Consider the following 12363-nt stretch of genomic DNA (forward strand, 5'->3'; position numbering starts at 1 on the left):
AGATGCAGCCGGGGACCGTCCCCGGGGTGCACGCGTGCGGCCCGGCGGCGGTGTTGGATGAGGGCATGCTGTCCGCGCTCCCCCGCCCCCGCCGCTTCGATGTGCTCATCGCGCTGGCCGGGCTGCTGGGCGGTCTGCTGCTGTGGGGCCTGGGGCTGGGATCGCGGGCCGCGGACGAGCCGGTCGTGGTGTGGCCGGGCCGCTGGCCGATCCTGGTGCCGCTGGTGGTGATGGCGGGCTGCGAGCTGCTGCGGCGGACCGCGCCGCGCCAGGCCCTGCTGGTGGCGACGGTCGCGGTCTTCGCGGATCTGCTGACCCAGGGCAATCTGGTCACCGTCGTGATGTTCACGGACGTGATCTACGCGTCCGTGCTGTACGGCCCGCCCGCCGCGGCCCGCCGTGTCCCCCGGGTGACCGGCATCCTGTCGGTGGCCGGGATGGTGGTGCCGTACGCGATGTGGCGGGTGCCCGAGGCCCTGCTGATCGGCGTGGCCGTCGGTGTGGTGGCGTTCGCGCCCGCGGCCACGGGCCTGATCGTGCGCAACCACCGGGACGCCGCCGAGGCGGCCCGGCTGGCGGCCGAACGCACGGCGCTGCTGGCCGAGATGGACCGGGTGCAGGCGGTCACCGCCGAGCGCGCCCGGATGGCGCGGGAGCTGCACGACATGGTCGCCAACCATCTGTCGGCGATCGCCATCCACTCCACCGCCGCGCTGTCCCTGGACGAGCCGGCCACCACCCGGCAGGCGCTCGGGGTGATCCGGGAGAACAGTGTCGCGGGGCTGGCCGAGATGCGCCGTCTCATCGGCATCCTGCGCGACGGCAGCGGGGACAGCGAGCCCGCCGCCACACCCACCCTGGACGGCCTGGACGCCCTGGTCGCCTCGGCCCGGAGCAACGGCCTGGACGTGTCCCTGGACGTTTCCCTGGACGGCGACGCCCCGGCCGGTGTCCCCGCGCCGGTCGAGCTCGCCGCGTACCGCATCGTCCAGGAGTCGCTGACCAACGCCCTCAAGCACGCGGGCCCCGGCCGGGTCTCGGTCGTGCTGCGGGCCGGCGCGGGCGCGCTGTCCCTGACCGTCACCAGTCCCTGGGGCGGGCACGACGGGCCGCGCGCTCCCGGCTCCGGCGCGGGGCTGGTGGGGATGCGGGAGCGGGCCACGCTGCTGCGCGGCACGCTCCGGGCGGGTACGGAGGACTCCCCGGACGGCAAGGTCTGGGCGGTCCGCGCGACACTTCCCACTGCCGAAGGAGATCCCGCATGATCCGCGTCCTCGTCGCCGAGGACCAGTCCGCCGTCCGCGCCGGGCTGGTGCTCATCCTGCGCAGCGCGCCCGACATCGAGGTGGTCGGTGAGGCGGCCGACGGCGAGCAGGCGGTGGAGCTGGCCCGGGAGCTGCGGCCGGATCTGGTGCTGATGGACATTCAGATGCCGCGCATGGACGGGGTGTCGGCGACCCGGGCGGTGGTCGCGGAGCGGCTGGCGGACGTGCTGGTGCTGACCACCTTCGACCTCGACGAGTATGTGTTCGGGGCGCTGCGGGCGGGGGCGGCGGGGTTCCTGCTGAAGAACACCGACGCCCGGGATCTGCTGGAGGCGGTGCGCACGGTCGCGCGGGGCGAGGGCCTGATCGCGCCGGCGGTGACCCGGCGCCTGATCGCCGAGTTCGCCTCCGGGCCGGCCCGTCCGAAGGCCGATCCGGCGCTGCTGGAGGCGCTGACACCGCGTGAGCGCGAAGTATTGATCTGCCTCGGCGAGGGACTGTCGAACGCGGACGTCGCGGCCCGCCTGGACATGGCCGAGGCGACGGTGAAGACGCACGTCAGCCGGTTGCTGGGGAAGCTGGAACTGCGCAGCCGGGTGCAAGCGGCGGTGCTCGCCCAGGAGTTGGGTCTGAGGTAGTACACAGCGTCAGAGTGGTCCAGACCTATTGACCTCTGGTCCAGACCTTTCCTATCCTCGCGGCACCGTGGGCGTGAAGGCTCAGTCATGCCCCCAACACCCCCTGAGGAGAAGCGCATGCGCTTCGGACACAGAGCTGCGGCAGGGTTCGCGACCCTGCTGCTCCCGCTGGCCGGAATGGTGGGGCTCGCCAGCCCCGCCCAGGCAGCGACCAGTGCCACCGCCACCTTCACCAAGACCCAGGACTGGGGCACCGGCTTCGGCGGCCAGTGGACGGTGAAGAACACCGGTGACACGACCATCAACTCCTGGACGGTCGAGTGGGACTTCCCCTCCGGCACGTCCGTCACCTCCGCCTGGGACGCCGACGTCACCTCCGCCGGCAACCACTGGACCGCCAAGAACAAGACCTGGAACGGCACCCTCAACCCGGGTGCCTCCATCTCCTTCGGCTTCAACGGCGCCGGCCCCGGCTCGCCCTCCAACTGCAAGATCAACGGCGGCAGCTGCGACGGCGGCCCGACGGTCCCCGGCGACACCGCACCGTCCGCGCCGGGCACCCCGACCGCCTCCGACGTCACCGACACCTCGGTGAAGCTCAGCTGGTCGGCGGCCACCGACGACAAGGGCATCAAGAACTACGACGTTCTGCGCGGCGGCACCAAGGTCGCGACCGTCACCGGCACCACCTACTCCGACACCGGCCTCACCGCCGGCACCGACTACTCCTACACCGTCCAGGCCCGTGACACCGCCGACCAGACCGGCCCGGCCAGCGGCTCCGTCGCCGTACGGACCACCGGCGGCGGCACCGACCCGCAGCCCGGCGCCAAGGTCAACCTCGGCTACTTCACCGAGTGGGGCGTCTACGGCCGCAACTACCACGTCAAGAACCTCGTGACCTCCGGCTCCGCGTCGAAGATCACCCACATCAACTACGCGTTCGGCAACGTCAAGAACGGTCAGTGCACCGTCGACGACACCTACGCCGCCTACGACAAGGCGTACACCGCCGACCAGTCCGTCTCCGGTGTCGCCGACACCTGGGACCAGCCGCTGCGCGGCAACTTCAACCAGCTGCGCCAGCTGAAGGCCAAGTACCCGCACATCAAGGTGCTGTACTCGTTCGGCGGCTGGACCTACTCGGGCGGCTTCGGCCAGGCCGCTGCCAACGCGACCGCGTTCGCCAAGTCCTGCAAGGCCGTCGTGGAGGACCCGCGCTGGGCCGATGTGTTCGACGGCATCGACATCGACTGGGAGTACCCGAACGCCTGCGGCCTGACCTGCGACACCTCCGGCGCCGCGGCCTTCAAGAACCTCTCCCAGGCGCTGCGTGCCGAGTTCGGCCAGAACTACCTGATCACCGCCGCCATCACCGCTGACGCCTCCTCCGGCGGCAAGATCGACGCGGCCGACTACGGCGGCGCCGCGCAGTACCTCGACTGGTACAACGTGATGACCTACGACTACTTCGGCGCCTGGGACAAGACGGGCCCGACCGCCCCGCACTCCCCGCTGACCTCGTACTCGGGCATCCCGAAGGCCGGCTTCAACTCGGCCGACGCGATCGCCAAGCTCAAGGCCAAGGGCGTCCCGGCGAGCAAGCTCCTGCTCGGCATCGGCTTCTACGGCCGCGGCTGGACCGGCGTGACCCAGGCCGCCCCCGGCGGCACGGCGACCGGCGCGGCTCCCGGCACCTACGAGGCCGGCATCGAGGACTACAAGGTCCTCAAGACGGCCTGCCCGGCCACCGGCACCGTCGGCGGCACGGCGTACGCCCACTGCGGCACCAACTGGTGGTCGTACGACACCCCGGCCACCATCGGCACGAAGATGGCGTGGGCCAAGTCCCAGAACCTGGGCGGCGCCTTCTTCTGGGAGTTCTCCGGCGACACCAGCAACGGTGAGCTGGTCGGCGCCATCAGCAACGGTCTGAAGTAACAGCTGACTGAAGAGTTCCACTAAGCGACGTTGACGCGCTGTCCGGGCGGGGCTGCTTCCAGCCACGCGAGAAAACCGGTCAGCGCGTCTTCGCTCATCGCGAGCTCCAGACGCGTACCCCGGTGCAGACAGACCAGGATCACCGCGTCGGACAGCAGGGCCAGCTCCTCCTCGCCCTCGGGGACGCGGCGGCCGGCCACCTCGATCGCGGAACGCTCCAGGACCCGGCGCGGACGAGGCGCGTAGGAGAAGACCCGGAACCACTCGATACGGTCACCGCTGTAGCGGGCGATACCGTACGCCCACCCTTTGCCGCTGGTGTCGCCCCCCTCGGGGACGTCCCAGCGCAGGCTGCAGTCGAAGGTGCCACCGGAACGCTGGATCAGTCTGCGGCGCAGACCGAAGACGAACAGCCCCAGCACCACGAGCGCCACGACGATTCCGCACACAGTCAGAGCGAGGACCATCGACACCGACCTCCTCGTCTCCTAGGTAACGGAACGTAAAAAACACCCAGATCTGCCTCAGCCGCGGCGGGGACCGGAGAGCTCCGGTCCCAGCCGCGGCTGAGTTGCATCATCGCGTGACTCCCCCAGTGTCTGGAGGACCTGGGGTCACCCCCAGGGGCGCCGGTGCGTCAGCGCGCCGTCGCCGCCCGCAGGCGGACCTCGGCGCGACGCTCGGCGGAGGCGTCCTCCGCCGACTTGGCGCGCTCCAGCGCCCGCTCCGCACGCTGGACGTCGATCTCCTCGGAGAGCTCGGCGACCTCCGCCAGCAGCGACAGCTTGTCGTCCGCGAACGAGATGAATCCGCCGTGCACCGCGACGATCACGGTTCCACCGTCACTCGTACGGATGGTCACGGGGCCCGATTCCAGCACACCGAGCAGCGGCTGGTGACCGGGCATGACGCCGATGTCGCCGGACGTGGTGCGCGCGACGACCAGGGTGGCCTCGCCGGACCAGACCTCTCGGTCGGCCGCGACCAGCGCGACGTGCAGCTCAGCAGCCAAGGGTGGCTCCTCGGGTCACCACCCGGCGGGTCTGCCGGGTGTTGGTTACAAGTCTAATGGGCGTGGCGGAGGGGGCAGGACGCGCCCGCCCCCTCCGACCGAGCGCGAGGCTCAGGAGACGCCCAGCTCCTTGGCGTTGGCCTTGAGGTCCTCGATGCCACCGCAGAGGAAGAACGCCTGCTCCGGGAAGTGGTCGTACTCACCGTCGATGATCGCGTTGAACGCGGCGATCGACTCGTCCAGCGGCACGTCCGACCCGTCGACGCCGGTGAACTGCTTGGCGACGTGGGTGTTCTGGGACAGGAAGCGCTCCACGCGACGGGCACGGTGGACGACGAGCTTGTCCTCCTCGCCGAGCTCGTCGATACCGAGGATCGCGATGATGTCCTGAAGGTCCTTGTACTTCTGCAGGACCGTCTTGACGCGCATCGCGGTGTTGTAGTGGTCCGCCGCGATGTACCGCGGGTCGAGGATGCGGGACGTCGAGTCCAGCGGGTCCACGGCCGGGTAGATGCCCTTCTCGGAGATCGGACGGGAGAGAACCGTCGTCGCGTCGAGGTGGGCGAAGGTGGTGGCCGGGGCCGGGTCGGTCAGGTCGTCCGCGGGGACGTAGATCGCCTGCATCGAGGTGATCGAGTGACCACGGGTCGAGGTGATGCGCTCCTGGAGGAGACCCATCTCGTCGGCCAGGTTCGGCTGGTAGCCCACCGCGGAGGGCATACGGCCGAGCAGGGTCGACACCTCGGAACCGGCCTGGGTGAAGCGGAAGATGTTGTCGATGAAGAACAGCACGTCCTGCTTCTGCACATCGCGGAAGTACTCCGCCATGGTCAGACCGGCGAGGGCCACGCGCAGACGGGTGCCCGGGGGCTCGTCCATCTGACCGAAGACCAGGGCGGTCTTGTCGATGACGCCCGAGTCGGCCATCTCCTCGATGAGGTCGTTGCCCTCACGGGTGCGCTCACCGACACCGGCGAACACGGAGACACCGTCGTGGTTGTTGGCGACGCGGTAGATCATCTCCTGGATGAGCACCGTCTTGCCGACGCCGGCACCACCGAACAGACCGATCTTTCCACCCTTGACGTACGGGGTGAGAAGGTCGATGACCTTGACGCCGGTCTCGAACATCTCGGTCTTCGACTCGAGCTCGTCGAAGTTCGGGGCCTTGCGGTGGATGCCCCAGCGCTCGCCCTCGTAGGACTCGTCGACGTTCAGCACCTCACCGAGGGTGTTGAACACCTTGCCCTTGGTGAAGTCGCCGACGGGCACCGTGATGGAGGCACCGGTGTCGCTGACCGGGGCCTGGCGGACCAGACCGTCGGTGGGCTGCATCGAGATCGTGCGGACCAGGCCGTCACCCAGGTGCTGGGCGACCTCCAGGGTCAGCGTCTTCTTCTCACCCTCGTTGGCCGGGTCGGAGACCTCGACGTGCAGGGCGTTGTAGATGTCCGGCATGGCGTCGACGGGGAACTCCACGTCGACGACCGGGCCGATGACCCGGGCGACGCGGCCCGTGGCAACGGCCGTCTCAGAAGTCGTCGTCATTACTTGTCACTCCCCGCGGTCGCGTCGGCAAGGGCTGCGGAGCCACCGACGATCTCGCTGATTTCCTGGGTGATTTCGGCCTGGCGGGCCGCGTTGGCAAGACGGGAGAGCGTGTTGATCAGCTCGCCCGCGTTGTCGGTGGCCGACTTCATCGCGCGGCGGGTGGCGGCGTGCTTGGAAGCGGCCGACTGCAGCAGCGCGTTGTAGATACGGCTTTCGACGTAGCGCGGCAGAAGGGCGTCGAGGACGTCCTCCGCCGACGGCTCGAAGTCGAACAGGGGAAGGATCTCGCCCTTGGGGGCGGTCTCCTTCGCGACCTCTTCGAGGCTGAGCGGCAGCATCCGGCTGTCGACCGCCGTCTGCGTCATCATCGAGACGAACTCGGTGTAGACGATGTGGAGCTCGTCCACGCCGCCGTCCGCCGTGTCCTTCTCGATGGCCTCGATCAGCGGACCCGCGACCTTCTTGGCGTCCGCGTAGGCGGGCTCGTCGGTGAAGCCCGACCACGACTCCGCGACCTTGCGCTCGCGGAAGTTGTAGTGGGCCAGACCGCGGCGGCCGACGATGTACGTGTCGACCTCCTTGCCCTCGGCCTCAAGACGCACCGTCAGCTGCTCCGCCGCCTTGATGGCGTTGGCGTTGAAGGCGCCGGCCAGACCGCGGTCGCTGGTCAGCAGCAGCACCGCGGACCGGGTGACCGTCTCGGCCTGGGTGGTCAGCGGGTGCTTGGTGTTCGACCCGGTGCCGACCGCCGTGACCGCGCGGGTCAGTTCCTGCGCGTACGGCGTGGAGGCCGCCACCTTGCGCTGCGCCTTGACGACACGCGAGGCGGCGATCATCTCCATCGCCTTGGTGATCTTCTTGGTCGCGGTGACGGAGCGGATGCGACGCTTGTAGACCCGGAGCTGGGCTCCCATGAGTCAGGTCCCTTCCTACGTCACTTGGCCGAGGCCGGAGCGTCCTCGCCGAGAAGCTTGCCGTCCGAGGTCTCGAACTGCTTCTTGAAGGCGGCGATCGCGTCGGCAACAGCGGTGAGGGTGTCGTCCGACATCTTGGCGCCCTCCTTGATGGAGGTCATCAGGCCCTGCTCCGAGCGGTGCAGGTACTCCAGCAGCTCCTTCTCGAAGCGGCGGATGTCGGCGACCGGGACGTCGTCCATCCTGCCGGTGGTACCGGCCCACACGGAGACGACCTGGTCCTCGGTCGGCAGCGGCTGGTACTGCGGCTGCTTGAGCAGCTCGACCAGACGCTGACCGCGCTCCAGCTGCGCCTTCGACGCGGCGTCCAGGTCGGAACCGAAGGCGGCGAACGCCTCCAGCTCACGGTACTGGGCGAGGTCCAGACGCAGACGGCCGGAGACCTGCCGCATCGCCTTGTGCTGCGCGGAACCACCGACTCGGGAGACGGAGATACCGACGTTCAGCGCGGGACGCTGACCGGCGTTGAAGAGGTCCGACTCCAGGAAGCACTGGCCGTCGGTGATGGAGATGACGTTGGTCGGGATGAACGCCGAGACGTCGTTGGCCTTGGTCTCGACGATCGGCAGACCCGTCATCGAACCGGCGCCCAGGTCGTCCGAGAGCTTCGCGCAGCGCTCCAGCAGACGGGAGTGCAGGTAGAAGACGTCGCCCGGGTAGGCCTCACGGCCCGGCGGACGGCGCAGCAGCAGCGACACGGCGCGGTAGGCGTCGGCCTGCTTCGACAGGTCGTCGAAGATGATCAGGACGTGCTTGCCCTCGTACATCCACTGCTGGCCGATGGCCGAACCGGTGTACGGGGCCAGGTACTTGAAGCCGGCCGGGTCGGACGCCGGGGCGGCGACGATGGTCGTGTACTCCAGCGCGCCGGCGTCTTCCAGGGCGCCACGCACGGAGGCGATGGTCGAGCCCTTCTGGCCGATGGCGACGTAGACGCAGCGGACCTGCTTCTTCGGGTCGCCCGAGCGCCAGTTGTCACGCTGGTTGATGATCGTGTCGACGGCCAGGGCGGTCTTGCCGGTCTGGCGGTCACCGATGATCAGCTGACGCTGGCCACGGCCGATCGGGGTCATCGCGTCGACGGCCTTGTAGCCGGTCTCCATCGGCTCGTGCACCGACTTACGGGCCATGACGCCCGGGGCCTGCAGCTCAAGGGCGCGGCGGCCGGTGGTCTCGATCTCGCCGAGGCCGTCGATCGGGTTGCCGAGCGGGTCGACGACGCGGCCGAGGTAGCCCTCGCCCACGGCGACCGACAGGACCTCACCGGTGCGGGTGACCGGCTGGCCCTCTTCGATGCCGCTGAACTCGCCGAGGACGATGGCACCGATCTCGCGCTCCTCGAGGTTGAGGGCGAGGCCGAGGGTGCCGTCCTCGAACTTCAGCAGTTCGTTGGCCATGGCCGAGGGCAGACCCTCGACCTTCGCGATGCCGTCGCCGGCAAGGGTGACCGTACCGACCTCCTCGCGCGAGGCCGCGTCCGGCTTGTACGACTGGACGAAGTTCTCCAGCGCGTCCCGGATCTCCTCCGGCCGGATCGTGAGCTCCGCCATCTGGGTTCCCTGCTCTCCTTGTTGGGCCCGAAGTTTCACTTTGGGGGGATGGGGACTCCCCCCTGAACGAGGTGAATCCTCTGCACGGCCCAACATGGGCCGTAGGTACGTCTTGCGTTTTCAGTTGGCGCGGCGCTGGGCGCCCGCGTCAGCTCGCCAGTCGGCGAGCGGCGTCGTCGATGCGGTCCGCGACCGAGCCGTTGATGACCTCGTCACCGACCTGCACCCGCATCCCGCCGAGGACCTCGGGGTCCACGTCGAGGTTGAGGTGCATCGTGCGCCCGTAGAGCTTCGCCAGGGCGGCGCCCAGGCGCTGCTTCTGGCCGTCGCTCAGCGGCACCGCCGAGGTGACGACGGCGACCATGCGGCCCCGGCGCTCGGCGGCGAGCTTGGACAGGGACTCGAGTCCCGACTCCAGGCTACGTCCACGCGGGACGGTCACCAGACGCGTCACCAGACGCTCGGTGGTGGCCTTCGCACGGCCGCCGAGCAGGCTGCGCAGCAGCTCGCCCTTGGCGGCGGTGGTGGCCTTGCGGTCGGTCAGCGCGGCGCGCAGCTCGGTGTTCGAGGAGACGATCCGGCCGAACCGGAACAGCTCGTCCTCGACGTCGTCGAGCGTGCCCGCCCGCTGGGCGGCGGTGAGGTCGGCGGTGTCCGCCAGCTCCTCCAGCGCGTCCACCAGGTCGCGCGACTGCGACCAGCGGGAGCGCACCATGCCGGCCAGCAGGTCGACGGTCTCGCCGCCGACCTGGCCGCCGAGGAGGCGCTGGGCCAGCTCGGCCTTGGCCTCGCCGGACTGCGCCGGGTCGGTGAGGACCCGACGCAAGCTGACCTCGCGGTCGAGCAGCGCGGTGACGGCGGCCAGCTCGTCGGCGAGCCGCGTCGCGTCCACGGACGTGGAGTCCGTCAGCGCGTCGAGACGCTCGCGTGCGGCAGCCAGGGCCTCGCGGCTCGCTCCGTTCATCGCGATGCCTCGGCCTTCTCCTCGAGCTCGTCGAGGAAGCGGTCGATGACGCGGCTCTGCCGGGCGTGGTCCTCGAGGGACTCACCGACGAGCTTGCCGGCCAGGTCGGTGGCGAGCTTGCCGACGTCCTGGCGCAGGGCGGACGAAGCCGCCTTGCGGTCGGCCTCGATCTGGGAGTGGCCGGCGGCGACGATCTCCTCGCGCTGGCGCTGGCCCTCCGCGCGCATCTCGGCGATGAGCGCGGCACCCTGCTCCTGCGCCTCCTGGCGGAGACGCGCGGCCTCGTGCCGGGCCTCGGCGAGCTGAGCCTTGTACTGCTCGAGAACGCTCTGGGCCTCGGTCTGCGCGGCCTCGGCCTTTTCGATACCGCCTTCGATGGCCTCGCGACGCTCTTCCAGAACCTTGTTGATGGTCGGGAGGAGCTTCTTGGCGAGGAAGCCGAAGACGATGACGAAGGCGATGAGGCCGATGACCACCTCGGGCCACGGCGGAATGAGGGGGTTCTCCTTCTCACCCTCTTGCGCCAGGATCATGGCGAGGTTCACATCAGTGCCTTTCGTCGAAAGGGACGGTCGTCAGGTTCGTCTTAGTAGACGAACGGCATGACGAGACCGATCAGGGCGAGCGCCTCACAGAAGGCGAAGCCCAGGATCTGGTTGGCGCGGATCAGACCGGCCGCCTCGGGCTGGCGGGCGAGGGCCTGGGTGCCGTTGCCGAAGATGATGCCAACGCCGACGCCGGGGCCGATGGCCGCAAGACCGTAACCGACGGAACCGAGGTCACCGGTGACAGCAGCAAGGTTGGACATGCCAGTTCTTCCTTCTCTTTACGGACCGGTGGGGGTTGGCCACCGGACGAGTGCGGGGGTTTCGAAAGCGGCGGTGCTCAGTGGTGCTCGGCGAGCGCGCCCTGGATGAAGGTGCAGGTCAGCAGGACGAACACATACGCCTGGACCGCCTGGATGAAGAGCTCGAACGCGGTCATGACGATGACCATCGTGAACGAGACGGCCGAGTAGGCGATGCCGATGCCGTTCAGCATGTACCAGGTGGCAATGGTGAAGAGCAGCAGCAGCGTGTGGCCGGCGAACATGTTCGCGAAGAGTCGGACCGCGTGCGTGAACGGGCGGACCAGCAGGTTCGAGAAGAACTCGATCGTCATGGCCAGCGGGAGCACCGGGCCGAGCGACTTGTCGTAGCCCGTGAAGTTCTTGAAGGCACCGACGAAGCCGTGACGCTTGAACGTCAGCGAGACCCAGGTGATGTAGACGATCAGGGCCAGGATCGCCGGGTAGGCGATGATCGACGTCACCGGGAACGCGGCCACGGGAATGATGGACCAGAGGTTCATCATCCAGATGAAGAAGAAGAGGGAGACGGCGAGCGGTACGTACTTCTCACCCTCCTTCTTGCCGATCGTCTCGTAGACGATGCCGCGGCGGACGAAGTCGTAGCCGGCCTCGGCGACCATCTGGAGCTTGCCGGGGACGAGCTTCGGCCGGGCGAAGGCCGCCCAGAAGAAGCCGACCACGATGATCGAGCCGAGCAGCGCGAGCAGCATCGGCTTGTTGAAGTAGAAGCCGTTGCCGTCGGCGTCGCCCCAGAGCGGCTCGAACAGGAACGAGTGCAGGCCCGGAGCCGGGAAGCCACAACCGTCGAACAGGTGGCAGTCGGTCTCGAAGGCGAGCACCTGCGTCGGGTCAGCACTCACCGCGGGCTCCTTCATCGTGGCGCATAGGTACGGCAACCTCGTTGTGTCGGCGCGGCGTGCGGCCGCGGTTCGGCACGGGACTGGTGTTTCGGATGTGGGGGCGGCTGTGGGGCATCTCGCCTCGCGATCGAACAGGCGTCAGCTCGGATGCCCGCGCCCGCGATGCCGCAGTTGGCACCGGACGATAGCAGCATCTCTCAGGCGTCTTTATCCCGGCCCTACCCATCACGACGAGTGCCCCGATTTTCCGGGCTTGTCACCGGTCGAGGAGGAGGTCGAGTCGGGTTCGACGTAGAGAATCTTGGACTTCATGTGCGCCCGCGTCTGTGCGGCGATCCACGTCAGGGTGGCGACGACGAGTGTGAGCGCGAAGGCCTTGGGGTTGAACAGCGTGGTGTTCTTGAACGCGGCGACGAAGATGAACAGCAGCAGGATCTGCGCCGCGTAGAGCATCAGGCCCATGGCCTGGAACAGATGCGGAAGCGATTTGGCAGTGCGCTGGAGCACATACAGGCCGATCCCCATGAAGAGGATGACGACCAGCGTCGCGACGACGGCCCCCACCACTCCTTCGCCGCCGGCCACCACACCGCTGACGACGGCCGCGACCGCCCCTACGGCAGCTGTGGGTACAGCGGCCTGGGCAAGGATCCGGACGTCATTGGACGGCATGGCGGCAACTCCGCTTTCGCAGGGGGCAGGGGTGTCGTCATGGACGAGCGTAGTCCCGGGCTGAGAGAGAAACTCACGTCCGAGCG

The 12363-nt window shown here is 68.9% G+C and carries 13 protein-coding genes; 3 read left to right on the forward strand and 10 right to left on the reverse strand.

Features of this window, described 5'->3' with window-relative positions:
- Positions 1 to 65: 65 nt before the first annotated feature.
- From ACZ6SQ_RS32830 to ACZ6SQ_RS32840, 3 genes are all read left to right on the forward strand, one after another.
- Positions 66 to 1265, forward strand: a complete 1200-nt coding sequence (locus ACZ6SQ_RS32830) for a sensor histidine kinase (RefSeq protein ID WP_469568557.1) — start codon at positions 66 to 68, stop codon at positions 1263 to 1265.
- Positions 1262 to 1903: a response regulator gene (locus ACZ6SQ_RS32835; protein ID WP_386380979.1), complete on the forward strand. Its 642-nt coding sequence runs from the start codon at positions 1262 to 1264 to the stop codon at positions 1901 to 1903. The genes ACZ6SQ_RS32830 and ACZ6SQ_RS32835 overlap by 4 nt, the downstream gene beginning before the upstream one ends.
- 117 nt (positions 1904 to 2020) lie before the next feature.
- Entirely contained in the window at positions 2021 to 3844 is a 1824-nt protein-coding gene (locus ACZ6SQ_RS32840; protein WP_469568561.1) for a glycosyl hydrolase family 18 protein, read from the forward strand.
- Between the two features lie 20 nt (positions 3845 to 3864).
- Here ACZ6SQ_RS32840 and ACZ6SQ_RS32845 read toward each other — a convergent pair whose 3' ends face one another.
- From ACZ6SQ_RS32845 to ACZ6SQ_RS32890, 10 genes are all read right to left on the reverse strand, one after another.
- Complete coding sequence (locus ACZ6SQ_RS32845; protein ID WP_386380977.1) at positions 3865 to 4311, reverse strand: DUF2550 domain-containing protein; 447 nt, start codon at positions 4309 to 4311, stop codon at positions 3865 to 3867.
- A 170-nt stretch (positions 4312 to 4481) separates the two neighbouring features.
- Positions 4482 to 4856 (reverse strand): F0F1 ATP synthase subunit epsilon, encoded by a 375-nt coding sequence (locus ACZ6SQ_RS32850; RefSeq protein ID WP_386380976.1) that lies wholly within the window; start codon positions 4854 to 4856, stop codon positions 4482 to 4484.
- Positions 4857 to 4967: 111 nt separating this feature from the next.
- Positions 4968 to 6404: a F0F1 ATP synthase subunit beta gene (gene atpD, locus ACZ6SQ_RS32855; RefSeq protein WP_469568565.1), complete on the reverse strand. Its 1437-nt coding sequence runs from the start codon at positions 6402 to 6404 to the stop codon at positions 4968 to 4970.
- Entirely contained in the window at positions 6404 to 7321 is a 918-nt protein-coding gene (locus ACZ6SQ_RS32860) for a F0F1 ATP synthase subunit gamma (RefSeq protein ID WP_469568567.1), read from the reverse strand. The genes atpD and ACZ6SQ_RS32860 overlap by 1 nt, the downstream gene beginning before the upstream one ends.
- A 20-nt stretch (positions 7322 to 7341) precedes the next feature.
- Positions 7342 to 8931 (reverse strand): F0F1 ATP synthase subunit alpha, encoded by a 1590-nt coding sequence (gene atpA, locus ACZ6SQ_RS32865; RefSeq protein WP_469568569.1) that lies wholly within the window; start codon positions 8929 to 8931, stop codon positions 7342 to 7344.
- 148 nt (positions 8932 to 9079) lie between these two features.
- Complete coding sequence (locus tag ACZ6SQ_RS32870) at positions 9080 to 9895, reverse strand: F0F1 ATP synthase subunit delta (protein WP_469568571.1); 816 nt, start codon at positions 9893 to 9895, stop codon at positions 9080 to 9082.
- Complete coding sequence (locus ACZ6SQ_RS32875) at positions 9892 to 10428, reverse strand: F0F1 ATP synthase subunit B (RefSeq protein ID WP_469568573.1); 537 nt, start codon at positions 10426 to 10428, stop codon at positions 9892 to 9894. Before ACZ6SQ_RS32875 ends, ACZ6SQ_RS32870 begins: the two co-directional genes overlap by 4 nt.
- Before the next feature lie 53 nt (positions 10429 to 10481).
- Complete coding sequence (gene atpE / locus ACZ6SQ_RS32880) at positions 10482 to 10703, reverse strand: ATP synthase F0 subunit C (RefSeq protein ID WP_004925497.1); 222 nt, start codon at positions 10701 to 10703, stop codon at positions 10482 to 10484.
- A gap of 77 nt (positions 10704 to 10780) precedes the next feature.
- Positions 10781 to 11620, reverse strand: a complete 840-nt coding sequence (gene atpB / locus ACZ6SQ_RS32885; protein WP_386380970.1) for a F0F1 ATP synthase subunit A — start codon at positions 11618 to 11620, stop codon at positions 10781 to 10783.
- Between the two features lie 210 nt (positions 11621 to 11830).
- On the reverse strand, positions 11831 to 12277 hold the full coding sequence (locus ACZ6SQ_RS32890; protein WP_469568577.1) for a hypothetical protein: 447 nt from the start codon (positions 12275 to 12277) through the stop codon (positions 11831 to 11833).
- Between the last annotated feature and the right edge of the window lie 86 nt (positions 12278 to 12363).

The organism is Streptomyces sp. NPDC048600 (assembly GCF_055587025.1).

What these genes read in the sequence shown, in the direction of transcription:
- ACZ6SQ_RS32835 (WP_386380979.1), top strand. Translation starts at nt 1,262, where the DNA reads ATGATCCGCGTCCTCGTCGCCGAGGACCAGTCCGCCGTCCGCGCCGGG.
- atpD (WP_469568565.1), bottom strand. Translation starts at nt 6,404, where the DNA reads ATGACGACGACTTCTGAGACGGCCGTTGCCACGGGCCGCGTCGCCCGG.
- ACZ6SQ_RS32870 (WP_469568571.1), bottom strand. Translation starts at nt 9,895, where the DNA reads ATGAACGGAGCGAGCCGCGAGGCCCTGGCTGCCGCACGCGAGCGTCTC.
- atpA (WP_469568569.1), bottom strand. Translation starts at nt 8,931, where the DNA reads ATGGCGGAGCTCACGATCCGGCCGGAGGAGATCCGGGACGCGCTGGAG.
- atpE (WP_004925497.1), bottom strand. Translation starts at nt 10,703, where the DNA reads ATGTCCAACCTTGCTGCTGTCACCGGTGACCTCGGTTCCGTCGGTTAC.
- ACZ6SQ_RS32845 (WP_386380977.1), bottom strand. Translation starts at nt 4,311, where the DNA reads ATGGTCCTCGCTCTGACTGTGTGCGGAATCGTCGTGGCGCTCGTGGTG.
- ACZ6SQ_RS32875 (WP_469568573.1), bottom strand. Translation starts at nt 10,428, where the DNA reads ATGATCCTGGCGCAAGAGGGTGAGAAGGAGAACCCCCTCATTCCGCCG.
- ACZ6SQ_RS32830 (WP_469568557.1), top strand. Translation starts at nt 66, where the DNA reads ATGCTGTCCGCGCTCCCCCGCCCCCGCCGCTTCGATGTGCTCATCGCG.
- ACZ6SQ_RS32890 (WP_469568577.1), bottom strand. Translation starts at nt 12,277, where the DNA reads ATGCCGTCCAATGACGTCCGGATCCTTGCCCAGGCCGCTGTACCCACA.
- atpB (WP_386380970.1), bottom strand. Translation starts at nt 11,620, where the DNA reads ATGAAGGAGCCCGCGGTGAGTGCTGACCCGACGCAGGTGCTCGCCTTC.
- ACZ6SQ_RS32840 (WP_469568561.1), top strand. Translation starts at nt 2,021, where the DNA reads ATGCGCTTCGGACACAGAGCTGCGGCAGGGTTCGCGACCCTGCTGCTC.
- ACZ6SQ_RS32860 (WP_469568567.1), bottom strand. Translation starts at nt 7,321, where the DNA reads ATGGGAGCCCAGCTCCGGGTCTACAAGCGTCGCATCCGCTCCGTCACC.